25 protein-coding genes, 2 tRNA genes and 6 pseudogenes are annotated in these 23,752 nt (G+C 60.3%); 16 read left to right on the top strand and 17 right to left on the bottom strand.

All coding sequences use genetic code 11. The features are described from left to right. Positions 1 to 27 precede the first annotated feature (27 nt). From M3I54_RS17310 to M3I54_RS17300, 3 genes are all read right to left on the bottom strand, one after another. The gene (locus tag M3I54_RS17310; RefSeq protein ID WP_254337930.1) at positions 28 to 933 is read right to left on the bottom strand and encodes an anti-sigma factor; all 906 of its coding nucleotides are present in this window, start codon (positions 931 to 933) and stop codon (positions 28 to 30) included. Beyond that, the gene (locus M3I54_RS17305; RefSeq protein ID WP_254337928.1) at positions 930 to 1,475 is read right to left on the bottom strand and encodes an RNA polymerase sigma factor; all 546 of its coding nucleotides are present in this window, start codon (positions 1,473 to 1,475) and stop codon (positions 930 to 932) included. Before M3I54_RS17305 ends, M3I54_RS17310 begins: the two co-directional genes overlap by 4 nt. Positions 1,476 to 1,648: 173 nt before the next feature. After that, complete coding sequence (locus M3I54_RS17300) at positions 1,649 to 2,722, bottom strand: catalase family peroxidase (RefSeq protein ID WP_254337926.1); 1,074 nt, start codon at positions 2,720 to 2,722, stop codon at positions 1,649 to 1,651. 266 nt (positions 2,723 to 2,988) lie between these two features. Here M3I54_RS17300 and M3I54_RS17295 point away from each other — a divergent pair. Together M3I54_RS17295 and M3I54_RS17290 are read left to right on the top strand one after the other, a co-directional pair. After that, a pseudogene (locus tag M3I54_RS17295) lies at positions 2,989 to 3,400 on the top strand (response regulator transcription factor); the annotation flags it as partial. Positions 3,401 to 3,720: 320 nt separating this feature from the next. After that, positions 3,721 to 4,514: pseudogene (locus M3I54_RS17290) on the top strand (epoxide hydrolase N-terminal domain-containing protein); the annotation flags it as partial. A 314-nt stretch (positions 4,515 to 4,828) separates the two neighbouring features. Here M3I54_RS17290 and M3I54_RS17285 read toward each other — a convergent pair. Further along, positions 4,829 to 5,758: an anti-sigma factor gene (locus M3I54_RS17285; protein WP_254337924.1), complete on the bottom strand. Its 930-nt coding sequence runs from the start codon at positions 5,756 to 5,758 to the stop codon at positions 4,829 to 4,831. Further along, positions 5,755 to 6,286: pseudogene (locus tag M3I54_RS17280) on the bottom strand (RNA polymerase sigma factor). Before M3I54_RS17280 ends, M3I54_RS17285 begins: the two are co-directional and overlap by 4 nt. 194 nt (positions 6,287 to 6,480) lie before the next feature. Here M3I54_RS17280 and M3I54_RS17275 point away from each other — a divergent pair. Beyond that, positions 6,481 to 6,858: a hypothetical protein gene (locus M3I54_RS17275; RefSeq protein WP_254337922.1), complete on the top strand. Its 378-nt coding sequence runs from the start codon at positions 6,481 to 6,483 to the stop codon at positions 6,856 to 6,858. 72 nt (positions 6,859 to 6,930) lie between these two features. Here the strand turns inward: M3I54_RS17275 and M3I54_RS17270 are convergent, their stop codons facing one another. The 3 genes and pseudogenes from M3I54_RS17270 to M3I54_RS17260 form a co-directional block, all read right to left on the bottom strand. Continuing rightward, a complete protein-coding gene (locus tag M3I54_RS17270; protein WP_254337920.1) occupies positions 6,931 to 7,293 on the bottom strand; it encodes a BON domain-containing protein in 363 nt (120 codons plus the stop codon). Positions 7,294 to 7,931: 638 nt separating this feature from the next. Continuing rightward, a complete protein-coding gene (locus M3I54_RS17265; RefSeq protein ID WP_254337918.1) occupies positions 7,932 to 8,306 on the bottom strand; it encodes a response regulator in 375 nt (124 codons plus the stop codon). 254 nt (positions 8,307 to 8,560) lie between these two features. Continuing rightward, a pseudogene (locus M3I54_RS17260) lies at positions 8,561 to 8,827 on the bottom strand (MFS transporter); the annotation flags it as partial. Positions 8,828 to 8,829: 2 nt separating this feature from the next. On the opposite strand from M3I54_RS17260, the gene M3I54_RS17255 reads away from it, so the two are divergent. Continuing rightward, positions 8,830 to 9,018 (top strand): ATP-binding protein, encoded by a 189-nt coding sequence (locus M3I54_RS17255; RefSeq protein WP_309249615.1) that lies wholly within the window; start codon positions 8,830 to 8,832, stop codon positions 9,016 to 9,018. A 27-nt stretch (positions 9,019 to 9,045) separates the two neighbouring features. Here M3I54_RS17255 and M3I54_RS17250 read toward each other — a convergent pair. Beyond that, a tRNA-Gly gene (locus M3I54_RS17250) sits at positions 9,046 to 9,121 on the bottom strand. Between the two features lie 5 nt (positions 9,122 to 9,126). Beyond that, positions 9,127 to 9,202, bottom strand: a tRNA-Asn gene (locus M3I54_RS17245). A 182-nt stretch (positions 9,203 to 9,384) separates the two neighbouring features. On the opposite strand from M3I54_RS17245, the gene M3I54_RS17240 reads away from it, so the two are divergent. Further along, positions 9,385 to 10,137, top strand: coding sequence for a pyridoxamine 5'-phosphate oxidase family protein (locus M3I54_RS17240; RefSeq protein WP_375542158.1), 753 nt, complete (start codon positions 9,385 to 9,387; stop codon positions 10,135 to 10,137). 378 nt (positions 10,138 to 10,515) lie between these two features. Here M3I54_RS17240 and M3I54_RS17235 read toward each other — a convergent pair whose 3' ends face one another. After that, positions 10,516 to 11,175, bottom strand: coding sequence for a hypothetical protein (locus M3I54_RS17235; protein WP_254337914.1), 660 nt, complete (start codon positions 11,173 to 11,175; stop codon positions 10,516 to 10,518). A 302-nt stretch (positions 11,176 to 11,477) separates the two neighbouring features. Here M3I54_RS17235 and M3I54_RS17230 point away from each other — a divergent pair, with 302 nt between their 5' ends. From M3I54_RS17230 to M3I54_RS17215, 4 genes are all read left to right on the top strand, one after another. Continuing rightward, positions 11,478 to 12,311: an ABC transporter substrate-binding protein gene (locus M3I54_RS17230; RefSeq protein ID WP_254337912.1), complete on the top strand. Its 834-nt coding sequence runs from the start codon at positions 11,478 to 11,480 to the stop codon at positions 12,309 to 12,311. A gap of 16 nt (positions 12,312 to 12,327) precedes the next feature. After that, a complete protein-coding gene (locus tag M3I54_RS17225) occupies positions 12,328 to 13,059 on the top strand; it encodes an amino acid ABC transporter permease (RefSeq protein WP_254337910.1) in 732 nt (243 codons plus the stop codon). Continuing rightward, complete coding sequence (locus M3I54_RS17220; protein ID WP_254337908.1) at positions 13,056 to 13,739, top strand: amino acid ABC transporter permease; 684 nt, start codon at positions 13,056 to 13,058, stop codon at positions 13,737 to 13,739. Before M3I54_RS17225 ends, M3I54_RS17220 begins: the two co-directional genes overlap by 4 nt. A 118-nt stretch (positions 13,740 to 13,857) precedes the next feature. Continuing rightward, positions 13,858 to 14,190, top strand: coding sequence for a DUF4148 domain-containing protein (locus M3I54_RS17215; protein ID WP_302058990.1), 333 nt, complete (start codon positions 13,858 to 13,860; stop codon positions 14,188 to 14,190). A gap of 177 nt (positions 14,191 to 14,367) precedes the next feature. Here the strand turns inward: M3I54_RS17215 and M3I54_RS17210 are convergent, their stop codons facing one another. Next, positions 14,368 to 15,237, bottom strand: a complete 870-nt coding sequence (locus M3I54_RS17210; RefSeq protein WP_254337906.1) for an oxidoreductase — start codon at positions 15,235 to 15,237, stop codon at positions 14,368 to 14,370. Between the two features lie 105 nt (positions 15,238 to 15,342). Beyond that, a complete protein-coding gene (locus M3I54_RS17205; protein WP_254337904.1) occupies positions 15,343 to 15,906 on the bottom strand; it encodes a hypothetical protein in 564 nt (187 codons plus the stop codon). A gap of 231 nt (positions 15,907 to 16,137) precedes the next feature. Between M3I54_RS17205 and M3I54_RS45350 the strand changes: the two genes are divergently transcribed. After that, positions 16,138 to 16,290 carry a TetR family transcriptional regulator gene (locus M3I54_RS45350; protein WP_375542157.1) on the top strand — a complete coding sequence of 51 codons (153 nt, stop codon included), beginning with the start codon at positions 16,138 to 16,140 and terminating at the stop codon, positions 16,288 to 16,290. Positions 16,291 to 16,533: 243 nt separating this feature from the next. On the opposite strand, the gene M3I54_RS45130 is transcribed toward M3I54_RS45350, so the two are convergent. Continuing rightward, complete coding sequence (locus tag M3I54_RS45130) at positions 16,534 to 17,565, bottom strand: AraC family transcriptional regulator (protein ID WP_254337902.1); 1,032 nt, start codon at positions 17,563 to 17,565, stop codon at positions 16,534 to 16,536. A 90-nt stretch (positions 17,566 to 17,655) separates the two neighbouring features. Here M3I54_RS45130 and M3I54_RS17195 point away from each other — a divergent pair, with 90 nt between their 5' ends. From M3I54_RS17195 to M3I54_RS17180, 4 genes and pseudogenes are all read left to right on the top strand, one after another. Beyond that, entirely contained in the window at positions 17,656 to 18,231 is a 576-nt protein-coding gene (locus M3I54_RS17195) for a DUF4863 family protein (RefSeq protein ID WP_254337900.1), read from the top strand. A gap of 70 nt (positions 18,232 to 18,301) precedes the next feature. After that, positions 18,302 to 18,448 (top strand): annotated as a pseudogene (locus tag M3I54_RS17190) (carboxymuconolactone decarboxylase family protein); the annotation flags it as partial. 38 nt (positions 18,449 to 18,486) lie between these two features. Then, positions 18,487 to 18,840: pseudogene (locus M3I54_RS17185) on the top strand (DUF3734 domain-containing protein); the annotation flags it as partial. Positions 18,841 to 19,086: 246 nt separating this feature from the next. Beyond that, positions 19,087 to 19,560, top strand: a complete 474-nt coding sequence (locus M3I54_RS17180) for a hypothetical protein (RefSeq protein ID WP_254337898.1) — start codon at positions 19,087 to 19,089, stop codon at positions 19,558 to 19,560. A gap of 120 nt (positions 19,561 to 19,680) precedes the next feature. On the opposite strand, the gene M3I54_RS17175 is transcribed toward M3I54_RS17180, so the two are convergent. The 3 genes from M3I54_RS17175 to M3I54_RS17165 all read right to left on the bottom strand — a co-directional run bounded on the left by M3I54_RS17175 (position 19,681) and on the right by M3I54_RS17165 (position 21,366). Then, positions 19,681 to 20,136 (bottom strand): universal stress protein, encoded by a 456-nt coding sequence (locus tag M3I54_RS17175; RefSeq protein ID WP_254337896.1) that lies wholly within the window; start codon positions 20,134 to 20,136, stop codon positions 19,681 to 19,683. 422 nt (positions 20,137 to 20,558) lie between these two features. Continuing rightward, on the bottom strand, positions 20,559 to 20,768 hold the full coding sequence (locus M3I54_RS17170) for a hypothetical protein (protein WP_254337894.1): 210 nt from the start codon (positions 20,766 to 20,768) through the stop codon (positions 20,559 to 20,561). Positions 20,769 to 20,784: 16 nt separating this feature from the next. Next, a complete protein-coding gene (locus M3I54_RS17165) occupies positions 20,785 to 21,366 on the bottom strand; it encodes a carbonic anhydrase (protein WP_254337891.1) in 582 nt (193 codons plus the stop codon). 694 nt (positions 21,367 to 22,060) lie between these two features. Between M3I54_RS17165 and M3I54_RS17160 the strand changes: the two genes are divergently transcribed. Together M3I54_RS17160 and M3I54_RS17155 are read left to right on the top strand one after the other, a co-directional pair. Further along, positions 22,061 to 22,942 carry a LysR family transcriptional regulator gene (locus M3I54_RS17160; protein ID WP_254337889.1) on the top strand — a complete coding sequence of 294 codons (882 nt, stop codon included), beginning with the start codon at positions 22,061 to 22,063 and terminating at the stop codon, positions 22,940 to 22,942. A 181-nt stretch (positions 22,943 to 23,123) separates the two neighbouring features. Next, a complete protein-coding gene (locus tag M3I54_RS17155; protein ID WP_254337887.1) occupies positions 23,124 to 23,720 on the top strand; it encodes an FMN-dependent NADH-azoreductase in 597 nt (198 codons plus the stop codon). The last annotated feature ends 32 nt before the right edge of the window (positions 23,721 to 23,752 follow it).

The raw sequence follows: 23,752 nt of genomic DNA, 5'->3' as shown, positions 1-23,752 counted from the left end.
GAAATTATTCCGCGCCGACCTTGGCGCTTACCCGTTAAACGGCGATACGGATTCCTGCGCCTCGCTGAACAGCGCGGCCGTATCGAGGTTGGAGATGCGCTTGCCGAGCGCGGCGAGATCGACATCGCCCGCCCCCCCGATGAGCGCGTAAGTCAGCTCGTTCTGGCGCCATGTGGTGACGCCCATCGAGTCGACGGTGCGCGAGGCGACCGCTTCGTCCGGGCGCGCGTCCTTCATCACGCACAAGGCGATGGGCGGCCCGCTGCGCGGCAGATAAACGATCTGCACGAGCGGCTTGTCGTGAAAGCGCAGGCGCTGCACCGACTTGAAGGTGAGTCCGGCGCTGCTCAGGTCGGGCACGCGCAGCGCGAGACGGTCGTCGCGGCGGATGTCCTCGACGACCCTGGCGGCGAGCGCGGGATCGTCCTGGCGGTACGCGACGGTTTCCCGCGTATAGAGCTTCTGGTAGCCAACCGCCGCCTTCACCCACGGCGACAGGTCCGATGCGCTCGCCAGTTGCGCGGAGCCGGAGCCTTGGCCGCCAGGCCCGAACAGCGAGTCGAAACGCACGAACTGGCCGGCCAGGAACGCGCCCGCCACGCATGCCGCCGCGAGCCAGACCGGCACGCGGCGCAGGCGCGATCTCACGGGCGAGGAAGTTTGTTGCTCCGCGGCTGACATCGCCTCGTCGTTCTCGCCCGAAGAAGGTTGCGCGCGCACCATTTCCTCGATGCCAAGGCGCAGCGATTCGGGCACGGGCGGCAGCGTTTGCTGAGCGAAGGCGCCGGCGAAATCGACCTGCGAGGCGCGCAGCAGCGTGACCTTCTTGCGCGCCTCGGTGGACTCGCGCAACTGCGCTTCGATCGCGGCGCGCTCGTCGGGCGACAGGCGGCCGTCCACATAGGCGAGTAACTGTGCGTCGTCGGCAATCATGCGATTGAGTCCTTGTGCTGCGGGGCGGGCGGCGCCTTGGGCGCTGCACCGCTGAACATGGCGCCGACCGATTGCCGCGCTCGCGAGAGCCGGCTCATCACGGTGCCAATGGGTATCTTGAGCACGTCGGCGGCCTGCTGATACGTCATGCCTTCGACCGCGACGAGCAGCATCACCACACGCTGGGCTTCGGGCAGGCGCTCGACCGCCTCGATGATCTGGCTGTGCATGAGTTGCGTTTCGGGGCCATTATCAACGGGATCGGGGAGATTTTCGAGGAAATCGTCGTCCCATTCGAAGCTCGCGCGCTTACGCACGCTGCGGGCTCGCAGCTCGTTGATCCATGTGGAATGCATGATGGAGTACATCCAGCTCAGGGGAGCCGTGTCGGGTTGAAGCTGATGCGCGCGTTCGAGCCCGCGCAGGCAGGCGCGTTGCACGAGATCTTCGGCATCGTGCTGATCCCCGGACAGGCGCAGCGCAAACGCCCACAGCCGCGGAATCATGGCGGGTAGCATGCCCGGTAGGTCTGTGCCGCTCATCGAAGGGTTTTCTCCACGATCCCCGTCCAATCTAGTCTGGCGCGCGCTTCGCGGTCGTGTGTGACCGTCTGGTTAGGGGTGCGCGGCTCGGGCCTCTATGCTCAACATGAAACGAAACGCTTGGCCGGCGCGCTTTATTCCATGCTTTCGTTTGGGTTGCGCTCGCGCCGCCTTCAACGGCCTTTCATGCCGGCGTGCGCTTCTTCGCTCGTGCGCCGGTCGAACGACACCGCGTAAGCGGCGGCGCGCGCGGCGAGCAGCGGGTCGTCCGAGGGCGCAATGCCCACTGGCAGCACTGTTGGGTCGAAATTGATGTCGCGGCAGGGACCGTCGATCTGCGACTGTGCATGCTCAATGACAATCGTACCCGCATCGACGCGATGCTGCTCGCGTTCGGCGGGCCACGCGCGTGTAGCGTCGTCCACCGGGTCACCCGCGCCCGCGGGCGTCAGCATGAGGCGCCAGCGCACCGGACCCGATTTCAATTGCACTGTCAGGTCGTGCGCGAGAAAGTCGGGGTCTCTCGCGTTCGAATTCCGGGTGTCTATCGGCGCGTAAGGCGCATCGGGCACGACACTCCAGCGCACGAATCGCATGTTGCCGCTTGCGTTAGTGACGCGAAACGCATCGATGCTGTAATAGCTGGCGTTGTAGAACGCGGAAGCCGGCGGGTGCGCGGCGAGCCAGTCGCGCAGCGCGTTGGTTTCGGGGTGCTGCGCAAAGAACGCCTCGAGTTTCGCCGGGTCGGGACCGCCCGTGCGCTTGTCGTGCTGCATCGCCTCTTGCAGTTCGTACACCGCTTGCGGCGTGCGCACCACGAATACGGGCGCGGAATTCATGCCGGTGCGCCATTGCTCGCCGTCGCGCATCGCGAAAAGCAGTGCAAAGCTGCGCACGGTCGTGTCCGCGTCGTCTTCAGCGGGATTGCCGCCGGGCGCGGAGAAGCGGCCAATCAACGGCGTGCGGCCACGCTCGAATACGCTCGCGCGAGAAAGCGCCGTGCCGTTGCCGTTGCTGTCGAAATAGCCGCTCACGCAGATACCTTTCGCATGGTTGCGGCGAAATCCGGGATGCTTGCCGGCGCTGCGTTCGAATGCGTCGATGAGCCGGTCGGGCGTGAGCGCGGCCTGGGCGCCGGGCCAATGTATCCAGCCCGCGGCCCATGCGAACGCCGCGGCGAAGGCCGCGAGCGTGAGCGCGATGAATGCGTACCTGACAAGCAGTTGCGAATGCGAAAGACGGGACATAAATCAGCGCAGGGGCCTCGCGCAGCCGCCGATGAATTGACAGGCCCTCTATTAATCTCGTGCGTTGCCGTCGTGCGGCGAGGCAGATATGGTAATCCGCTTGCGGCTATTCAGTGTGTACTGAATGACGAATGTATGCCTGGGTATGGGGGCGCCATCCAAAAGCGTCTATAAGTCTATGCGCGGGAAGAATACCGGATAGCCGCGCTTCTCCTTAAGCTTCAGTCATTCGAAATCAGTGGGCGCAATACGCAAGACGTTTCCGCATCGGGATCGTGGACGACGACGATTCGGTGCGAGGCGCACTAGCGAGCCTGCTGCGCTCGATCGACCTGGATGTCCACGCCTTTCACTCCGCCGAAGCGTTCCTCGCGGCGCCCAGGAGCCTGGGGCCGTCGTGTCTCGTGCTCGACGTCCGTTTGCGTGGCCCTCCTGACGCAGGAACGCTCGCCCATGCCGGTCGTCTTCATGACAGGCTACGGCGACATTGCCATGACGGTCGAGGCGATGAACGCGGGCGCCATCGACTTCCTCACCAAGCCCTTTCGCGATCAGGACATGATCGACGCCGTGGTCGCCGCGCTGCAGCGCGACGCGCAACGTCTCGAAGCGAACAGCTCGCTCGTGCAAGCGCGCGAGCGCTGGGACGCGCTGACGCCGCGTGAGCGGGAGGTGCTGGTCCTGCTATTCATCGCCGGCCACAGCGCTTCGCTTTCTACGCAGGCACGGCTACCCTGCGCGGCTTCGCGCGCGTCGTGGTGAACCGTCACTGCGTGGAAAGAATGTAGCCCTCGTTGTGCAGCGTCCTGATGTAACGAGCCGCGCGCGCCGTGTCATTCAGCTTTTGGCTTACGAAAGATTACACAGCCGACACACACGAGATACATTGCCTGTTTTCAATGAGGGGCGACTTTCCGGAAACGATCGTCAGCGTGAAGGCCACGCGTTGCCGTATCGCCGCATTCATTTGACTATCCCTTATGAACAGGATGCCAGCAATGTCTTCGAACGTTTTTTCTCCGACGCGACGTAGCCTGCTTGCCGCATCGGCGGCGGTTGGCGCGCTCGCGATCTTTCCCAAAGTGATTTACGCCGACACTCAGACCGCGAAAATCCGTCCATTCAAGGCGAGTATTCCGGACGCCGCGCTGGTCGATTTGCGGCGGCGTCTCGCCAATACGCGTTGGCCTGGAAAGGAGACCGTGGCCGATGAATCCCAAGGCGTCCGTCTCGCGCGCATGCAGCAACTCGTCCAGTATTGGGGCAGCGATTATGACTGGCGCAAGGGCGAAGCGAAGCTCAATGAATTTCCCATGTTCGTCACGGGAATAGACGGGCTTGGGGCGAGCTGATGGCGCGCCTTGGCTACACCCGTTTCGTTTCCCAGGGCGGCGATTGCGGCTCGGTCGTCTCGCACCGCATGGCCATGCAGCACGTAAAGGGCTTGATCGGCATTCACGTGAACATGCCGGCAACCGTGCCGCCGCATATTGCGCGGCTGCGCGCGTTGAGCGAGCCCGCACCCGCGAGCCTCTCGCCGGACGAGAAACGCGCGTACGAAAAGCTGAATGTTTTCTATCGCGACAATTGCGGCTATTCGGCCATGATGGTGACGCGCCCTCAGACGGTCGGCTACGCCCTGGCCGATTCGCCGGTGGGCCAGGCGGCATGGATGTACGACAAAATCTCCCAATGGACCTATAGCGGCGGCGTTCCCGAGCGCTCGCTGACCCGCGACGAAATACTCGACGATATTTCGCTCTACTGGCCGACGGGTGAGGAAAAGGCGAGCGAGAGCTGCGAGCAGCGTTGCAGAGCGGCCTGGGCCTCGCTCGTGCCGTCATACACGAGCAGCATGCGTGAAAAGGAGGACATGATGTGCCGATAACGTAACGGAGCCGCTGGCGGCGCCTGACTGAACATGAAGGTTGGGCCAGCGCATTCGCCCAGCAGGGCGAGCTGTCTGGCCGTGCAATCAGAACAGTCCGTTATCGGTGTTTATTCCAGGCGGCGCGTTCGTTCGGGCTACGCTGCGGTGTTCCTTCTGGAAAATATATACTCCGACATAATTCGGAATCCAGAATGACAGACAAAGCGTGTAATCAATCAACCCGCGGCGTTGCCGCGCGGCGCCACCTGTCCGACGGTTTCGTCCGTCTGGCCCTTGGCGATCTGCTTGCCGATTGCCAGCAGCTGATCGTCATCGAGCGACGCAATCAACGCGTAGCTGAGGTTGGCGCGCCGCCACGTCAGAACGTTCATGCTTTCGACATGCTCATGCGTCATGTTCGCGTCCGGCTTTGGGTCCTTCATGACGCACAGGGCCACGGGCAAACCCGTTTTGGACAGGTACGCAATTTGCACGAGCGGCCTGTCGTGAAAACGCAGCCGTTGAATGCGCGTGAAGATGAGCCCCACCGGGCGCAGGTCGGGCACGCGTATCGGCACGCCGTCGTCGCTGTGAATCTGCGCGATCACCTGCGAGGCCACTTCCGGTGTGAGCGCGTCGAAGGCTACGGTGTCGCGCGTGTAAAGCTGTTGATAGTTCACCGCGGCCGCGACCCACGGTGAAACGTTCGCGGCCGCGGCGTGCAACGCGCTGGCGCTGGCGCCGTGGTCGTTGCGTGTCCAGTCCGTCGCGTAGCGCAGCACCAGCGCACAGCTTAGCGCACCGGCGGCGAAAGTCATGGCAAGTCCTGGCAGCGATAGCTTCAGGGGAAAGCGAAAGGGCAAGCGCGAGAAACGCCGCGAAAACCCCGCAGGTTCAGCAGCGCTACGTCGAGCGCTGTCCGAAGCTTCTGGCACATCGGAATACGCGCGGCTGAGCTGCGCGATATTGAGCGTGAGCCGTTCGGGAACGGGCGGCAGCTTCTGGTGCGCAAAAGCGTGCGGGTACCGCAGCGCCGAGGCCGAAAATAGCGCGACGCGCTCCGCGATCTCGGGTGACGCGCTGATCGTCTTCTCCACGTCCTCGCGCTCACGCGGCGTGAGTTCGCCGTCGACATAAGCCATGAGCAGGATGTCATACATCGTCATGCCCCAATTTGCTTGCTGTTCACCGCGCCTTTCGCGCGCTTTTCTTTTTTCTGGTCGTTGAACAGGACACCAATTGCCTGGCGTGCCCGCGAAAGCCGGCTCATGATCGTGCCGATCGGTACGTCCAGCACCTCGGCGGCTTCGCTATAGCTTAACCCTTCCACCGCGACGAGCAGCATGACGACGCGCTGTGCGTCGGGTAATTGCTGGACGTCGCGGATGATTTGCCCGTTCATGGCCTGTTCTTCCGGTGTCCTTGCAGAGGGATCGGGAACGGTTTCCAGGAAATCGTCATCCCATTCCCTGCCCGAACCGTTGCGCACATTGCGGGCCCGCAGTTCGTTGAGCCACGTGGACTGTACGATAGAGAACATCCAGCTGAGTGGCGCCGTTCCGGCTCCGAGTTGATGCACACGTTCGAGCGCACGCGCGCTGCACGAGATCTTCGGCATCATGCTGATCGCCCGAAATGCGCAGCGCGAACGCCCACAAGCGTGGAAGGCAGGAGCGCGGACAATTCGGCGACAGTCATCGTCTCGGTAGATTTCATTTTTCGACGATAGGGGGTAAGCGGAAAAACCGTCGCCTTGACCAGAACACCCGGCGGGCGAACAAAATTCCATACGCGCCGAATATTGCCGGTCCTCCTCATCTTCATGACGTGCCTGGCGCCTGGCGGGCAGGAGACAAAACGCATTAATACCAGAGAAGGTATCTGCTATATGTCCGGTCAACTGATTATTGAAAATTATTGTATCAATGCCGGAAGCCATACCTATTGCGACACAAATCGTCGTGCTGAATTTCGAATACATCGTGGAATGCGTGGCGCTCTATGGGTGTTCTCGATGAGGAAGCGATTGCGTTCAACGTTTCCCCTGCGCGTGGTGGAGAATGCGCGGGCGTCGTGGGAAGTCGAGGCGGCGAGGGAAATGAACACGCCGTTCGACTGGTCGACTGCACCGCTTGTGCGCGCAACCCTATTGCAGGGCGAAAGCGGCTCGACCATCATTCTCGCCGCCCATTACTCGGTGCTGGACGGCATGGGCGGACTGCTCGACGAAGTAAGCGCCGTGCTGAGCGAGGCCGTTGCCGCTTGATTGAACGACTGAGTTGAATCCTGAAGTGAGCCGGCGTGGCCGGCGCACTCGCTTACGCTGGCACCGCGAGCATCAGGGTGCTGCGTAGAGCGTCAGCTTGGACGAAACCGACTGGACGCCCGGCACTTTCGATGCGACGTCCTGAGCGACCTGGTCCTGCGATTCGTCGAGAATCGTGCCCGCCAGGATAACCTTGCCCGTACGCGTATTTGCGAACACGGCGATGTCCGTGTCGTTCAGATCGCGGTTCTTGAAGAGGGCTTCGCGAACCTTCTTCGCCAACGCGTGGTTGGCGGCGCGGTCGGCATGCATTTGCGCACGGATCTGCTGCTTGGTGAGCGCGGGCGTGTCACCGGTCGTCGTGGTTTGTGCGAGGGCTGCGGAAGAGAGCAGCACGGCAAGTGCGGCCGTAAGCGCCTTGGAACGAAGCGTCATGGAATCACCTGTTGACGTTGAGAATGAACGAGGGGTTGTCAATGCGGGCCTTGCCCGGTGGGAAGCATAGACCATTGGCCCTCCAGTCGCCGTACGGAGGTATAGATAGGGTTTGCCGCAATCCGTAAGTAAGATGCAAGGGGGATACGAGGGTTCACCCACCGCACGACCTCTCGCTCAGCAGGCAACGCTTACAAAATAATTGCGCAATCGCGCGCCTCGCGCGCGGCATTGCCTTTGGATCGACGCCTGAAATCAGCAACCGGTGGAGTTTGGCATGTACCCAATCGAGAGCGATCGTGGCGTGCGCAAGCCGCTGGCCAAAAACGACGTTACGCCTGGCATCGAATATGCAGCGCTTGCGCACCCTATGGGGCGCAAAACTATTTTTTCACGGCCACCGAGGCAAAGACTCTCATGATCGTCGCGAATCAGGACGCCATGCGATGAGCGGCGGTGACAATGTCCACTCGCCATGTGGAGGGAGGCCGGGCCGAAATCACGGTGGCCGACTCGGGCCACGGGCTGCAAGCGTGCGTCGAGGGTTCGCTGTTCGAGCCGAACACGCCGCACGGTGCCTGCTTGTTTTCTCGCTCGCCGCGGCGTTCACTGCGCCGGACGAAAAGCAGCCCTGAACTTCAGGTGGATGGGGCGACCGCCTGCTTGACGTGCATGGCTAGCGCGTGTGCGCTAACCGGTTTCGCGAGGAACGCGCGCACGCCGATCGACATTGCCCGCGCCTCGACTTCGGCGGTCGGATACGCGGTGATCAGCACGAACGGCGCATCGATGCCCATGTCGAGCATGCCCTCGAACATTTGAAGGCCGGACATACCCGGCATCTGAAGATCGGAGACGACGCACGCAGTGCGATTGTGCACAAGCCATCGCAGGACGTCATTCCCCGATTCGAAGGTTTCGACTTCGTAGCCGAGCGAACGAAGCAAACTGGCGAGTGCAAGCCGAACGGACTGATCGTCGTCGACCACGCAGACGTGATGAGCGGCGGACACGCATGATCTCCTGAACAACAATGACGCGCCGGAACAGAACGCCAGCGCGGGTCGACAGCGCTGATAATAATGACGGAATTCGCCTGGCGGAATCATACGCTTGTATAGCGTGCGTGAATATTTACAACAGCGGCAACGACGCATGAGCCGTTGAGGAGACGGATGCGCGTGCGAACGCTGCGCGGCACACGTGATACACGTGCAGGCCGCGCAGGTTGCTTGCTATTCGTTTCGAATAGTATCGGAATGGAAAGTTATTTTCCCGTCGCGTCGGACGTGCGGGGCAATGCGAGACGGGTCAACGCGCCGATTACGCAGAGCGCGGACACATAGAGTTCGGGGGCAGACGGGTTCCATTTCAGCATCAGCGATACGAAAACGGGCGTCAGGCCGCCGAATACCGCGTAGGCCACGTTGTACGAGAGCGAGATGCCGGAAAAGCGCACGGCGGGCGGAAAGGCATCGACCATGGCCACGGGAATGGCCGCGACCGCGCCGACAAAGAAACCCGATACGGCATATCGTGCACAACCTTTTCGACTCGCTCGCGACCACGAAAGACGCAGGCATGGGGATGGGGTTGTCGATCTGCAAATCGATTGTCGAGGCGCACGGCGGACAGATCGAAGCGACTTCGCTGGAGGGGAAAGGGGCGTGCTTCCGGTTTTCGCTGCCTCAAACCAGAGGCGGGCGCGATCAGGCGCTGTCTTGAGCGCAGGCGGATGGCGTGCCTGGGTGCTGGAGCGGGAGACGAGTCTCGAACTCGCGACCTCAACCTTGGCAAGGTTGCGCTCTACCAACTGAGCTACTCCCGCATATCTGGCTCCCCGACCTGGGCTCGAACCAGGGACCTACGGATTAACAGTCCGGCGCTCTACCGACTGAGCTATCGGGGAATCAAGGAGGCCGGATTGTACAGCAGATTTTTTGATCTTGCAGCTATTTCCTGACAAATCTCGATGACGCGTATTGCGGATGATTTCGTTGTGAATTTAACGGTTTACGGTGTATTACATACGGTTAACCGGCTCCCGGTCATTCCGTGGCTCCACCATGCAAGGTGAGTCTGGATCTACACATAGGGCCACGCGTTGTCTATCGTAGGCAGCATCTCAACCCGAACCGTAGAGGAAGCAAAACGATGTCCCTTGCCGATGCCGTCAACGAACCCGCCGCCGACACCAGCGCGGCACCTTCGCAACGTACGCGCGTGCGCCGGGTGGCGCAGCGCGCGCACTACGACGCGGCGACGCTGCACGAGATTCTTGACGACGCCTACGTCTGCCACGTCGCCTTCGCCGACGAGCATGGCGTGCATTGCATCCCCACCGCATGCTGGCGCGAGGGCGATCATCTCTACATTCATGGTTCGAACGGCAGCCGCATGCTGCGTCTCGCGGCCGATGGCCTCCAGGTTTGCGTGACCATTACACATCTCGATGGCCTGGTGCTCGCGCGCTCGGCGTTCAATCATTCGATGAACTATCGTTCCGCCGTGATCTACGGCGTGTTCGAGGTGGTGACAGAGGAGCACAAGGCTGCCGTGCTCGATGCCTTCATGGAGCACATCGCGCCGGGCCGCAGGCATGAAGTGCGTGCGGGCAATCGCAAGGAGTTGGCGGCGACCACGGTCATGCGAATAGCGCTTGCGGAGTCCGTGACCAAGATCCGCACGGGCGGCCCGAAGGACGACGAGGAGGATATGGATCGGCCCGTCTGGGCAGGCGTGTTGCCTTTGGTGCTCGCACCGTTGCCGCCCGTGGCCGATACAGCGCCGGAGCGCGAGGCCCCCGCTTACGTGAAGGCCTGGACAATCCGGCATGACGGCTGACCATGAGATGCGGCATGTACCGCGCCGACGTGAGGGCGCGGAGCTTCGCATACAACGGGTCGATGGCGAACTCGCGCGCACTGCGCAATACGCGCCGAAGCTGCGCCGCGGCAAGGGGAAATTAAGCGAGCCTGCCGCGCCATGCGACCGCTCAGGTTCACGGACGCCGCAATCGGAACGCCGTCCAGTTTGACGAACGAGACCCATGGAGTCGCAACGAGATCGGTCCGCTCGGCGAGTTCGATGAAGAAGTCGCGCACCTCGTCATTCATCAGATAAGGGGCGTCGAGGCCGCGTGCGAGCACCCAATTGCGCCGATTCATTGCTATTGCAGTTTCCCGCGTGGGTTTATGTGAGTGGACCCGCGCGCGGTCCTGATCAGGAGATGGCCGACCAGAGCATGCTGGCGATCGCGACAACGTAGATTGCCGCCGTGATGATTGCCGCCACGCGTAGTGGCCGGCCGATTGCCGAATTGCTGGTGATAATGACGAGGCTTATCCCGATGCCGATCAGGGCGAGCACAAAGAGTCGCGGCAGAAGACTCCAGCCGTCCAGCCCAACCTTGAAGATAGACCAGATCAGGGCGGCGGCGAACATGCCGAAATACCACCATAGTCCCGCTGAGCGGTTCCATAGCATGAGGATGCCCGCGCCGATCAGTGCAACACCGGCAACGAAGTAGTATGGCGCATGGCCCATCCAGGGAATCCATCCGCCCAGCACTGAGAAAGCTGCGCCGACAAGGATAATCCATTCCGCGGTCTCGGCAGGAGACGTCCAGCGGCGGTAAGACATAAAAGTCCCCCAAATGCAGACAAACCGGGCTTTGTAGACAGCATTGCTGAAGTCCGAATCTGATTCATCGACTGATCGATGAAGAAGCCCAGAGCAAAGTCCCGCGTTGATCGTAAGCAGCCGATGTGCCCGGGTCAAGGTTGATAGCCCTTTGAATTTGTAAGAACTTCGCAACATATTCGCATTCAATTTCTTCGCGCGAAAGAAATGCGCGTCGACGGCATTGGCGATAGTCGACATTACCGGGTCGACGCGATTTTCCCGGCAAGAGTTGCAGCGCAAGTCTGCATGAGAGGAAGCATCCGTCAACATTACTTCTGGCGCCTGGTGCGTGAGCGGGTCACTGGATCGCTGTATCTCGGCGCTTATAGCGCGGAGTCACCCGCGGTTGAAGCGTGTCGTTGGGCCATATCGCCAGCAGCGCTTTCGATCTGAAAAATACTTGGTTCGTTCGCAATCGTCATGCCGATAGGCTGCGTACTTCGCCAGCGCGAAGTTTAAGTGGCAGCGCAAGGGCAACGAGAAATGAAGGAAATACGACAATGAAAAGCAGCATCTGGGGCGCAGTGCCAGGCGCACTGTTGACGGCACTTCTGGTCGTGGCATCAACCTCCGCGCATGCGGATCGTCTGGACGACATCAAGCGGGCGGGCGTGTTGCGCGTTGCTGCGTTCGACAGCAATCCGCCATTCGGTTTCGTCGATCCGAAAGACAATCAGATCGTTGGGCTCGACGTGGACTATGCGCGCGCCGTCGCCACGAGTCTGGGTGTGAAGCTCGAAGTTCAGCCCACCAATCCCGCCAATCGCATCGCATTTCTGAAATCGGGCAAGGTCGATCTGGTATTCGCCAACTTTACGATTACCGACGATCGCAAGAAGGAAGTGGATTTCAGCACGCCGTACTTCGCGTCCGGCACCCAGTTCATTGCGAAGAAGGGCGTGTTGAAGTCTTCGGAACAGCTCAATGGTCTGCGTATCGGCGCGGATAAAGGTACGACCAACGAGCAGCAGGTGCGCGCGAAATTCCCGAGCGCAACCATCATTGCTTACGATGACACGCCTTTCGCTTTCGCTGCGCTGCGCACGGGCAATGTGCAGGCCATCACGCAGGACGGCCCGAAACTCGTCGCGCTGCTTGCGCGCGCGCCGGACAAGGCGAGCTACGAAATTTCCCCGTTCACGATTTCGAACGACTACGAAGGCGTCGGCGTGCCCAAAGGCGAGACGCGTTTGCTCGAGGTGGTGAACAGCACGCTGACGCACCTGGAAAGCGACGGCGAAGCCACGCAGATTTATGACAAGTGGTTCGGCCCGAAGAGTGCGGCGCCGCTGCCCCGTCTCTTCAAGATCGGCGACCCGCAAAAGAACAGTTGAACGCTGCGCCCGATTCATGCATAACTGGCTTGAACCGAAGTATCTCGCGTGGCTCGAACAAGGGTTCTTCGTTACGCTGACGCTCTCTGCCTGCGTGGCGTCGTGCGCGACGCCGCTGGGCTTTCTCCTGGCGGTTGCGCGCATGGCCCGTGCACGCGCGATTGCGCGCGCTGCGGCGCTCTACGTGTTCGTCTTCCGCAATTCTCCGCTGCTCGTTCAATTGCTGTTTTGGTACTTCGGCGTCGCGGCCGTGTTGCCGCCCGGCTGGATGACCTGGCTTAACACGCCGCACCTGGCAACGTTCGGGCCGCTCACGCTGCACTGGCCGAGTTTCGAACTGTTCGCTGGCTGGGTCGGATTGACCTGCTACACCACGGCGTTTATCGGCGAAGAGTTTCTGGCCGGTATGCGCGGCGTGAACCGCGCACAGTGGCAGGCGGCTGCGGCGCTTGGCATGAGCCGTTACGCGACCCTGCGCTACGTGATCCTGCCGCAGGCGTTGCGCATTGCGACGCCGCCGCTCGCTGGCCAATACATGAACGTGATCAAAAACTCGTCGCTGACGATGGCGATAGGCGTCGGCGAGCTGTCGTACATGTCGCGGCAGGTCGATACCGAAAGCTTCAGGACCTTCCAGGCATTCGGCACCGCGACCGTATTCTATGTGCTGGCCATCGCGGTCATCGAGGTCGCGCTGGTGCTCTGGCAACGCGCCGGACTGCACGGTTTGCAGCGAGGCCGTGCGTGAACGAGTTCGAGTGGTTTCCTGCTTTGCGTTATTTGATGATCGGCGCGTTTCCGGCGGGACCGCTGGGAGGCGTTGCGCTGACGATCGCGCTCTCGGTGGTGTCGGCGCTGCTCGCGGCCCTGATCGGATTCGCTCTGGGCGTTGCGCTCGCCATGACGCGCGGAGTCGTCCGTCTCGCGCTGACCGCCGTGGTCGCGTTCTTTCGCGCGATACCCGTGCTAATGCTGATTTTCTGGACTTTCTTCTTGATGCCGATCCTGCTGCACGTCGACGTTCCTGGTCTTGCGACCGTTGTGTGTGCGCTGGCGCTGATCGGCGGCGCGTATCTGTCGCATTCGGTCTCTGCGGGCATCGCGTCGATCGGCGCAGGGCAGCGGCAGGCAGCGCTTTCGCTTGGCTTGACGCGCTGGCAGGCACTGCGCGAAGTCATCCTGCCACAAGCCGTGCGGGTGATGATGCCGTCGTTCGTCAATCAGTGGGTGGCATTGATCAAAGATACGTCGCTCGCCTATATCGTTGGCGTGCAGGAATTCACGTTCCTCGCCAATCAGCTCAATAACCGTCTGCTGGTGTACCCCGCGCAAATCTTTCTGTTCGTCGGGCTCGTCTATCTGCTGCTGTGCGGTGCGTTGCAGTGGATCGCCAATGCGCTGCTCACGCGCCGTAAGCCGGGCTTTTAACCGGTGCTCACAAATGTTGTTCCCGTGCGGCGCTTTACCTTGAGTGCTTACCTATCTACGATGCGTTCACCTGCTGCAAACAACCGTACGCAGCCCTTCATAGACATCGAGGTGAATCATGAAAGTGAAAGTTCTGGCTTCGGCCCTATCAATCGCAGTGGCGCTCGCCGCGCCTGCTATCGCATTTGCTCAATCCAGCGGCGCACTCACCCGCGCGCAGGTTCGCAATCAGCTCATCCAGCTCGAAAAGGCGGGATATCGGCCCGGAGACGGTGATCAGACGTCTTACCCTCAGCAGATCCAGCAGGCCGAAGCGCGGGTGGCCCGTTCAGCTGCAGCGTCGAGCGGCTATGGCGGCGTGGCCAGTGGGACTTCTGCATCCGGGCAAGCCACGCCGGCCGCACCCCAAGCGGATGTTCCGGGTCTGCGACCGATCTACGCCGGTCAATGACTCACGTTTTTCGCGCCCGATCGAGTCACGCAATCGGGCGCCTGCAACTGGCATGCATGGTCGCCAGGAGGAAGGACCCACATCGATTCACAACGGATTGATGAGGATGGCGATATAACTGCGGAAATTGGCCAGGAAAACGACGCGGTTATGTCGGCTGGGGAGATTGTCTCGGCGTCAGTCCAACCCGCTCGGAAACGCCGGAATGGGACCGACAGCATCTACGTCAGTTGAGACACTGACCGCTTGCCAACGGTCTGCATCGGTTGCTCTCGCTTGCTCCGCCTGGCGCGCAAACTGGAAAGCGTCGCTACCGAGCAGAATGTGCGGCGGTACTGTCTCAGTGTCGGCAATCTGGAGGATAACCTGTGCGACTTTGACGGGGTCCCCTGATTCATTGCCCCAATAGCCTTCCATCTGTTTCACGCTTGCACCGACTGAGGGTTCGTAATCTGGCAACAAGACCGGTCGGTCCGCGTGCGCACGCTTTCCCCAATTGGTACGCATTCCACCCGGCTCAAGCGCGGTTACCTTGACACCGAAAGGTGCAGTCTCCTGCGCCAGACCTTCGGTGAAGCCACCGACGGCCCACTTCGACGCGAAATAGGCCGCGTTGCCCGGGAACGCCGTACGACCACCCAACGAAGAAATCTGGATGATGTGTCCGCTCCGCTGCCGCCGCATGACCGGAAGCGCCGCGCGAGTGAGATTCACAACACCGAAAAAGCAGGTCTCGACCAGTCGGCGAAACTCGTTCGAGGGAACCTGCTCGAACGGGCGTGTGTCCCCGTACCCTGCATTATTCACGAGCACGTCAAGTCGTCCGAACTCATTGACCCCTGCATCGACCGCAGCTTGGCCTTGAGACTCGTCGGTGACGTCGAGCTCGACCGCCCGGACATTCGCGCCATACAGGCTCACCAGTTCGTCTAGCTGGCGGATGTTGCGGGCAGTCGCGACGACTTGGTTGCCAGCAGCCAGAGCGGCTTCGGCAATGAATCGACCCAGACCGCTTCCGCTTCCAGTAATTAGCCAAACTTTAGACATTCTAAATTTCCTTTCCGTTAAATGTGTGGCTAGTGTGAGGCCCACAAGTGGGCATCACACCAATATCTGTGCCGTTCTGGAAACCAAAGTGTGTGCCGTACTTGATCAATCACGCCTGGCGTCGGCGCGGCAGGCGGTGCTCGTAGCGAATGAACGGCGGGACAACCGGTCATGACAACAAGCCAGGATCAGAAAAAAGCGGGTATGCGCGAAGGCAAAATAGCCCTGACCCATCCCCGATAGTTTTCGGCTTCCGGCAATACCTTCGCCCAAAAGCGGGAGCAGGACAAAAGCGTTGGCCGCATACACAAGAATGGCAAAAACGAGACCTTTTCTCCAAGGCTTCGAGGTAAGAAGACGTTCGCCATAGCCATAAGTCAAGGCCATCAGCATACCGATGAAGATGTGAAAACCCAGCGAGAACTCATGCGATTCAGGCCCTGAAAGGCCGACAGTTAGCCATGCATGCGCCCACCCAGTGCGATCGAGCAAGGGCCCAATCCAGGGACGTATGAGTCGTAGCAAGACGCCATTGCCGGTGTCCAATCCCCCTCGCGCGGCAACGTCCAGCAGAGCGGTATTGACCGTGATGGCGACGATGCCCGCAAGTAACCACGCCGGTGTGTGAATTGAACGCCTTACTGTCGTGTTGTCGCTAGTCCAAGCCATACGTTGCTTTCTGACGATTGAGTTCGGTCCGACCCGCAATGGAGAGGGTTATCCATTGCGCAGGTGATATCTCGGCAAACACGTGCCTGCCCAATTTATTCCAGCAACAGCTTTCGGCACGAGCACGGCATTTCGAACCGCCGGTTTACATAGACGAATTCGGATATTCGCGTGATCGGACTGAGCGCGACTAGCGATGGCCAGACCGAAAAGTGAGGCGAGGCCCAGGCCATCATCGACGGTGCGATCAGCCTGATCGCACGCGAAGGCTTGGGTGCGGCTACGGCCGCCATCGCGAAAGAAGCGAGGGTGCCTAACGGCTCCCTGTCTACGTACTTTCCGACCGAGGTCGAGCTGTTCAACGCGCTCTACGTCGAGATCTAGGAAGCGTTGCTTTTCACCGTTGACGATGGTCTATCGAATGAGGGGGATCATTCGAGCCGCGTTGCCACGGATTCTGCGGATCGCAGAAATAGACCTGGACCTTGGTTGCCACAGTAAAGCGTTTGTGAAGCTGACAAGCGACGCTGTCGAGAGCGGGTATCGGATCGTTCTCTGCGGCCTTCAACTCCGGCGACACTCCGAGACGTGCGCATAGCCGCCGGGCTGCATGCGCGGTGAGGTCATTCAAGTCTTGCTTCGTGCTTCCGAGCGATACCGGCTGGGGCTCTGACCAAACATCCTTTTGAATGTCGAACTGAAAGTGGTTTCGGACGCGTAGCCGACGGCGGCGGCGATGCTCGAGAGATTGTCGTTGCCCGTCTTCAAGGCATCCCTGGCAATCGTCATGCGCCAGCGGATCAGATATTCCAGCGGAGGCAATCCCACGAGATCTTTGAAGCGCTCAATGAACGCGGTGCGTGACATGCCGACTTTCGACGCCAATTCCTGCACCTTCCAGCGACGTGCTATTTCCTCATGCACGATCCTTAGCGCGGAGCCGATCCTTGGATCCGACAACGCGCCTAGCCAGCCCGCTGACCGCGGGCTGGCGGCAAGATGAACCCGCAGGATGTTCACGAGCACAATATTCGCGATGCTGCTCGCCATCGCTGCCGCTCCAGGCCGAACTGACTCTGTCTCTGCCCTGATCAATTCGAGGGCCGCACTCAACGATCTGGCATCCGGGGAATCCGCGGAAACGAGAACAAGCGGGGGCAGCAAACCAAGCAGCAAGCCACTCATGTCGCCGTCGAACTGGAAGAGCCCTCCGACACTAATCGTGGGCGCCTCTCCCCGTCCAAATCGTACAGTCCCGTCCGCACCCAGGTGGCGGGCAAACACCTGCTCTCCGTCTTGCAGTTCCACGCCGGGATCGCTTGCAAAACAGTAGGGCAATCCATCAGTGAGGAGACAAAAGTCTCCCTCCCCCATTTTCGCGGGGTCGGTGACGCCTTCAATCCATACCCATCGAGCGCCCTTGATGACGCCGCCGAATTTCACGTGACGATAGGCGGGAAATCGCAGGGCCCAGGCACCGGCAGCCTCAAAGCGGGCCGAAGGCACGCTTTTGACCTTCAGGAGGGACAACACGTCAGAAAGCGGGTCCACGGATAATTTGTACGATGCAATAGGAAATTCGGTCGCTTGATTATGGATTGAATGGACACCGTGAGCAAGAATGGTTGCTCGCGGCCATTGCCGTTGCGGTCGCGCCACCCATCCGTTTCAATCTGTCGTCGAAATCGAGAGACGTTTTACGCGTCACTCCATCGGGTTTCGCCGACGTTCATAGGTGCTATGTCAAACATGTCCCAGACCCAATTCACAAATCACAAGGACGAACTTGTCGCCCGTTTCATCCCCTTTCTGCAAGAGGTCAAGGACATGACCACGAGCACCGAGGTCGAGCAATGGCTGAATGAAAAGTATGGCGTTGAAAGCGAGTTGTACAGGGATCTGTCGCGACTGATCGCCCGTGGTGTGAAGGAGGGCTGGGCGGCCGACACCGAAGTCGCTGGCCCGCGTTACCGGCGCTCCCGAATCGTTGCGCCCAGCGCGCAGACGCTCTTTTTCAGCGCCACAGCGGTGTTGATGGACAGCACGGATAACATCCAGCACAACCCGGAAGGCAGCTTCCGCGCCGACCATCACTTGCACCCGTATGGCGAGATCAATCTGGTGGTACCGCTCAATGAAGGCGCTGCGCTCGCGGGTCCGAACGGCTGGTGTTATGGCGGCTGGACGGCACCCGCGCCAGGCAGCCACCACTTTCCGGAAGTCAAGGGCGGTGCCGTCATCTCGCTTACTTTTCTGCCCGCGGGGCGGATTGCCGTCGACGTCAAAACCGCCGCAGCATTGAAGCGCTCAGGCGTGCCTGTATGAAGACCTCGACGATCCGACTCGCCTCCCGGATCAGCCGGCAGCATGCCTCGCGCAATTCGACACAGATCGCGTATCGCAGGGCCACGTGGCCGACGTGGTCTGGGGAACTGTCAAGCCGCATTTCAGCGACGAGGAGATCGTCGATCTCACGCTGCTCGTTTCGGCGATCGACAGCTGGAATCGCTTTGCGATTTCCTTCCGCAAGATGCCGGCCTGAGGAGCAAGCAGCGAAACCGGTCTCTATTAGCGCTTTAACAGTTGCTCGCGCACATTCCCGGCGATCTGCGCAGGACCGATGCGCTCTTTCGTCTCGCTGAAGAGGCGGCCGACGGCAGCGCGATCAATGTGGTGCACCTCATCTACAAGAACAAGCCCTATGGAGGACACTATAAGGATTACGAATTCAGCATCGACACGATGCGGGAGCACTGGGAGAGCGGTCTCGAAGATATTCGCGATTCGTTTTCGAATCGCGCGTGGTTCGACGTGCCAAGCCGCGAGCAGGGTTTCGTGACGCACGACGTGCATCGCTTGCCTGGCTCAGGGTCGCGGTCTGACCGTGATGTGCTCGTATATCCCCTCGGGGCAGAACGAAAAATAGCCGCTTGAGGGGATACCTGGCGAGCGCAAGCGGTCCCCCTTGGCGATGCTCGTTTCAAGTGTGTAGTGATTCGACCAAACACAGACATCTGGAACTTGATGCGGGAGGCACACAAGCGCGGCCGTGTGCTTGAAGCATGGCAGCGTCGTACCCGCTTGATGAACCGGCCACATTTCGCCGTTGCGCCGCATGCGCCATGCGTGTCATGACCCGCTGGCGATTGGTACCCACAAATGGACCAGGGAGTGTGTATCTTGAGTAAAGAGCCTTGCGGGATTCACCGAGGAGCCTGGCGGACGCCATGGGGCTTCCTTGTCCGCAGCTTCGCATTGATTGTGCTGGCCGTTTGTCCGTCGATCATATGCGCCTGCCTTGCGCAGACCTCAGCAAGTTGGCATCTGTTTGAACGGTCTGGATCGATAATAACAATCACCGGCCTTCTGTTGGCGTCGCGCCGCTATTTTGACCGCACCGTAACGGATCTGGTTGTCGCCCACACAAACGAGGACGCCGGATTCAAGGCCGGGGAAGTGTGGGGCGAGATCCTCGATGCCAGGCGGGGGCTAACGCTTTCGGCGTTTGGGACACTTATTTGGGGATGGGGAATATTTCTCCGATGGTGGAGCTTCGGTGTGCTGGCGCTGTGGTTGGCATTTGTGATCTACCGGGCATTTCATGCCCGGGTTTTGCAACGCCGTCGCGACGGCGTGTTTCCGCTCAGTGAATAGCACACGCTCGGCGTCACTTTGTTTGCCGCAGATGTGAAGAACTGCGTCGGCACGCCGGCGACCAACGTCGAGCCAGAATCATCAATCACAGGGGTCCCCTGGAGTTTCGAACTAATGGGGCTATCCCTTCTCGCGAGTTGCAATCAGTACTGCACAGGGCGCCTTGTCGATGACTATTCCGCATGTCGACGGGGTGGCCCAGCGGCGTAGCCGCGATAAGTGATGATGCCCCATCACAATGACCTCCGCGTTCAGCAGCCGGGCCTGTTCGACGACGACGTCGGCCGGATTTCCCGCGCAGAAGTGCTGTTCCACCGTGAGATTCTGGTCGGCTAGCCGGGCGGCTGCGGTAGCCAGGACAGATTGTGCGAAAGATGTCTGCGCGTGTGCAAAAGGATACGTCAGACCATCGGGTGCGACACCGCTCTCGCAACCGGAAGGCATTGCGTAGGATGGGTCGACAATACATAGAAGGTGTACGGTCGCCGTACCTGCCGCTGCCACGCGGTTGGCCAGATCGATGACGTGGGAACTCTGGGGCGAGCCGTCCAGGGGAACCAGGAGGATATTGAACATGTTGGAGGCGCCCTTCGAAGCTACGATTGACATGCAGCCGGTGATCGTCGCCAGGCGATGTGTCTGGCCAATATGCACCGGGATCCTCAAACCGATTCAGCAAACTGTGGAACTCCTGCGCGATGCGGACCTATTCGAGGCCTGCGCGCGCCGGACGCGCAAGCATCTGCGCTTCACCTTCAGGTGCGCGACGCCACGCATTGCACAGCACAAAAAGGGTCGCCCTCCCGGCCGGCGAACTCCGCAAAGGCTCTCGCAATCCGGCAACTTCTACATTGCTGAAAGTGCAGGTGCTCTGTCAAGTATTGCGATCGAGTAGGTCCAGGAACCGGTGGCTCATAGCGCTGCACTGCGAATCTGCGCCGCAGAACGGCTGAGTGTCGGCCGTCCGCAGTCGGCGGGAGTCCACCCGTTGCTGCCGGTCACGCACGGCGGCCCAGACCCTCGCGCTCCAGGGCGTTGGCGCTGTCCGTCAAGAAATCGCCATGTGCGAGCACGACGCGTTCGAACGGCCAGCCGAGCAAGCGGTGGATGCAGGTTCGGGCGCGCTCGCGGTCGTGGTGATAGAAAACCGTGTCGCTCAGCATGCAGCTTTCGATTCCCAGTTGTTCCAGGTCGTTGTCAGCACCCACTCGTTCACGTCGCGCTCTATGCAGGAATGTCCCGCACCACCTCGGTCAACTTGCCGGAACTGATTTCGTAAAAGAAGCCGTAGAGCTTGACGTGCTTCGGCACTGCCGGGCTCGAGCGAAGCAACTTGATGTCATAGCTGAGCGACTCCTCAAAATCCATGATGGCGAGGCTCTCGTGATCAAACAACGTCGAGATATCAGCGTGATGATGATCACGAAACTCCTCGATCATCAGCTCTGGCGTCAAGGTCGTTAGACCGCAGAGTGAGTGGTGAACGACAACGACGTTTTTGACGTCAAATATATAATCCATAGCGGCCACGGACTGTAGGGCGAAGGCGGCGCGTCCACCCGCGTTGGTCGCGGCAAACAGTGTTCGCGTGGATCCAACTCGAGTGCCATTTTCGTCGGTGATGATTTCTCCCGGGTAGACCTCGTCGCCAAAATACTCAGCGACGGCCTGTGGGATTTCGACAGCCCGAGGGTCGAGACAGTGGATCACAAGTGTCTTCATCGGGATGGCCTGGTCCCCGCCCTCGAAGGTATTCATATCGAAGCCGGGTTGATTCCTGTACTCGTAATCGCTGAACTTGCCCATTTGCTTGCTCCGTTAGCGTTTATCCAGGGTGTATTCGATTCTGGGCCAGTCTCGGCGCGAAAACATCACGGCCCTTGGCAATTCAATTGTTCCCTTCAGTCAACCATGCGTCAGCCCTGATCTGATTCGTACAGACCTGAATGGCAATGCCGTCTATCGATGCGCGAGTCTCAGGTAAACGAGCGGGCTGTAGTAGCCATTCATTCCTCGACTGCCTACGGTTCATTCGTTGGACAAGGCCAATCCGCGAACTCATCAAGAAGGCACTCCCCCGGAAGAAACGGATGGACCGTCTGCATTCCATTTTGGGGATTCGGAGGCGATGGCTTAAAGCCGGCAACAAATGTCCCAAATCCGTCACTATCGGCGCATCGGTGAGAGCCCAAAAAAAGTAGAGTGTCCGGTGGTTCGTCAGCCGGTGCTCGACCGGCGGGACACGGTCGATAGTTCTGGGCGGCCAACGCAGAAATTGCGGGCTCACGCTGTAGTTGCTCGCTATTCGATGTGCACGGCGCGTAGACGTTCTTCTCCAGCGTCGCAGTGGTGTCCCCCGGTCGAGGGTGCTTTCCTCTCGCTCACGCTTCTGCCCGCCGGACGGATGGCGTTCGACACCAAACTAGTGCAACGTTGAGATGCCCGGAGGTGCTCCGTTGGTGGCTACCCGAGCCATCTTGATCTGAACACGAGAAAGAGCATGCTCGACATAGAGGATCTGCAAACGTTCGTTGAGGTGGCCGATGCAGGTGGTCTTACACCCGCCGCGCGGCGACTGGGGATTTCGAAGTCCGTCGTCAGTCGCAGACTTGCGCGGCTGGAAGGCGAGCTATCCGTCCAACTAATGTCGCGCACTACGCGAGGGGCAACGCTGACCGAAGCCGGTGCCGCGTTTCGTGATTACGCGGCGCGCATCTGCGCAGAACTGGATTTGGCGCGAGAAACGATCCTTCCGGCCGGCGAGTTGCGCGGACATCTCAGGATCTCGGCACCTGTATCGTTCGGCGCAACCCACCTCGCACCAATACTCGCCGAACTGGCGGGACGACATCCGCTTCTGCAACTCCAGACCTCTTTCAGCGATCGCTTCGTCGACGTGGTGAGCGAGGGATTCGACGCTGCCATCCGCATAGGCTACCTCGCGGATTCCAGTCTAATCGCACGCCGTATTGGGCCCATATTCGGCAAGCTGGTAGCGAGCCCGGCGTACATTCGAGCGCACGGGGAACCGCGAACGCCAGGCGAAATCGCCAACCATGAAGTGCTCTCCCAGAATGCCGAGACGTGGCGGTTCAGGGTGGACGGGAGGGTGATGACTATCAATCCGCGCGGGCGGTTCACCTCTAACAACGGTCAGGCTCTGGTCGCTGCTGCGCTTGCAGGACTCGGTATTACCTCACTTCCGGATTTCTTGACGGACGAACATGTGGCCTCCGGCGCGCTCGTTCCGATCATGCGTGAATTCCCTGTTCCCGAGGCTGGAATTTTCGTGATCCGCCCTCCCGGCGCTCACATACCGCGCAAGGTGCGCGTGCTCATCGAGATGCTGATCGAAAATTTCGGCGCCCGCAGTCATCCGTAAGCTCACGGTCCTGACCGGTGCGTTGTAGCCGTGTCGATTGGATTGAGGACCGAGGTTGCCAGTCGCGTTGCAAATTCGGCGACACAGAGTCACCCGATATGGCTCTACCGCGTCACGCGGGATATCGGTACTGTTGGAACTCCTTTAGTCAACCGCCCCTTCAAAGGGCAAGCAACCTGTCATGACCACGATCCTGCAAATAAACTCGGCAGCCCGCTCGCAAGGCGCCCAATCGACCTTGCTCGCCAACGAACTGACCGAAAAGCTGCAACAGTCGAATCCGGGCGCGCAACTCGTCGTCCGTAATCTGCAGGCGAAGCCGCTGCCTCACCTCGACGATTCGATCCTCAGCGCGTTCTTTACGCCGGCTGACCAGCGCACGCCGGAACAAGCGGCCATTTCTGCGCGAAGCGAGGCGCTCATCGCGGAGCTGCAGGCGGCCGACATCATCGTGATCGGCGCACCAATGTACAACTTCGGAATTTCGTCGCAACTGAAGACGTACTTCGACTTTATCTCTCGCGCCGGCATTTCGTTCCAGTACAAAGCCGAGGGCGCTGAAGGTTTCGTGACGGGCAAGAAGGTCTTCGTCGTAACGACTCGCGGCGGCCAGTATGTCGGCTCGCCGGACGACACCCATACGTCGTATCTGCAAACCTTCCTTGGCTTCCTCGGCATGACCGACGTGACGTTTATCTACGCCGAAGGCTTGGCTATGGGCCCGGACGTAGCCAGCGCAGCACTCGCTGGCGCACGCGACGCGATCGCTGCAGCATAACGGGACTCACGGCAACTCCTGATAATTGCCGA

The organism is Paraburkholderia sp. CNPSo 3274 (genome assembly GCF_024206475.1).
In the GTDB taxonomy this organism is placed as follows: domain Bacteria; phylum Pseudomonadota; class Gammaproteobacteria; order Burkholderiales; family Burkholderiaceae; genus Paraburkholderia.
The sequence above is the reverse complement of the archived record's forward strand: the minus strand, read 5'-3'. Positions and strand labels throughout refer to the sequence as shown.

Excerpts from the sequence above, each read along its gene's own strand:
- M3I54_RS17310 (WP_254337930.1), bottom strand. The coding sequence starts at position 933 with ATGATTGCCGACGACGCACAGTTACTCGCCTATGTGGACGGCCGCCTG.
- M3I54_RS17305 (WP_254337928.1), bottom strand. The coding sequence starts at position 1,475 with ATGAGCGGCACAGACCTACCGGGCATGCTACCCGCCATGATTCCGCGG.
- M3I54_RS17300 (WP_254337926.1), bottom strand. The coding sequence starts at position 2,722 with ATGTCCCGTCTTTCGCATTCGCAACTGCTTGTCAGGTACGCATTCATC.
- M3I54_RS17285 (WP_254337924.1), bottom strand. The coding sequence starts at position 5,758 with ATGACGATGTATGACATCCTGCTCATGGCTTATGTCGACGGCGAACTC.
- M3I54_RS17275 (WP_254337922.1), top strand. The coding sequence starts at position 6,481 with ATGTCCGGTCAACTGATTATTGAAAATTATTGTATCAATGCCGGAAGC.
- M3I54_RS17270 (WP_254337920.1), bottom strand. The coding sequence starts at position 7,293 with ATGACGCTTCGTTCCAAGGCGCTTACGGCCGCACTTGCCGTGCTGCTC.
- M3I54_RS17235 (WP_254337914.1), bottom strand. The coding sequence starts at position 11,175 with ATGTCGACTATCGCCAATGCCGTCGACGCGCATTTCTTTCGCGCGAAG.
- M3I54_RS17230 (WP_254337912.1), top strand. The coding sequence starts at position 11,478 with ATGAAAAGCAGCATCTGGGGCGCAGTGCCAGGCGCACTGTTGACGGCA.
- M3I54_RS17225 (WP_254337910.1), top strand. The coding sequence starts at position 12,328 with ATGCATAACTGGCTTGAACCGAAGTATCTCGCGTGGCTCGAACAAGGG.
- M3I54_RS17215 (WP_302058990.1), top strand. The coding sequence starts at position 13,858 with ATGAAAGTGAAAGTTCTGGCTTCGGCCCTATCAATCGCAGTGGCGCTC.
- M3I54_RS17210 (WP_254337906.1), bottom strand. The coding sequence starts at position 15,237 with ATGTCTAAAGTTTGGCTAATTACTGGAAGCGGAAGCGGTCTGGGTCGA.
- M3I54_RS17205 (WP_254337904.1), bottom strand. The coding sequence starts at position 15,906 with ATGGCTTGGACTAGCGACAACACGACAGTAAGGCGTTCAATTCACACA.
- M3I54_RS17195 (WP_254337900.1), top strand. The coding sequence starts at position 17,656 with ATGTCCCAGACCCAATTCACAAATCACAAGGACGAACTTGTCGCCCGT.
- M3I54_RS17175 (WP_254337896.1), bottom strand. The coding sequence starts at position 20,136 with ATGTTCAATATCCTCCTGGTTCCCCTGGACGGCTCGCCCCAGAGTTCC.
- M3I54_RS17165 (WP_254337891.1), bottom strand. The coding sequence starts at position 21,366 with ATGGGCAAGTTCAGCGATTACGAGTACAGGAATCAACCCGGCTTCGAT.
- M3I54_RS17160 (WP_254337889.1), top strand. The coding sequence starts at position 22,061 with ATGCTCGACATAGAGGATCTGCAAACGTTCGTTGAGGTGGCCGATGCA.
- M3I54_RS17155 (WP_254337887.1), top strand. The coding sequence starts at position 23,124 with ATGACCACGATCCTGCAAATAAACTCGGCAGCCCGCTCGCAAGGCGCC.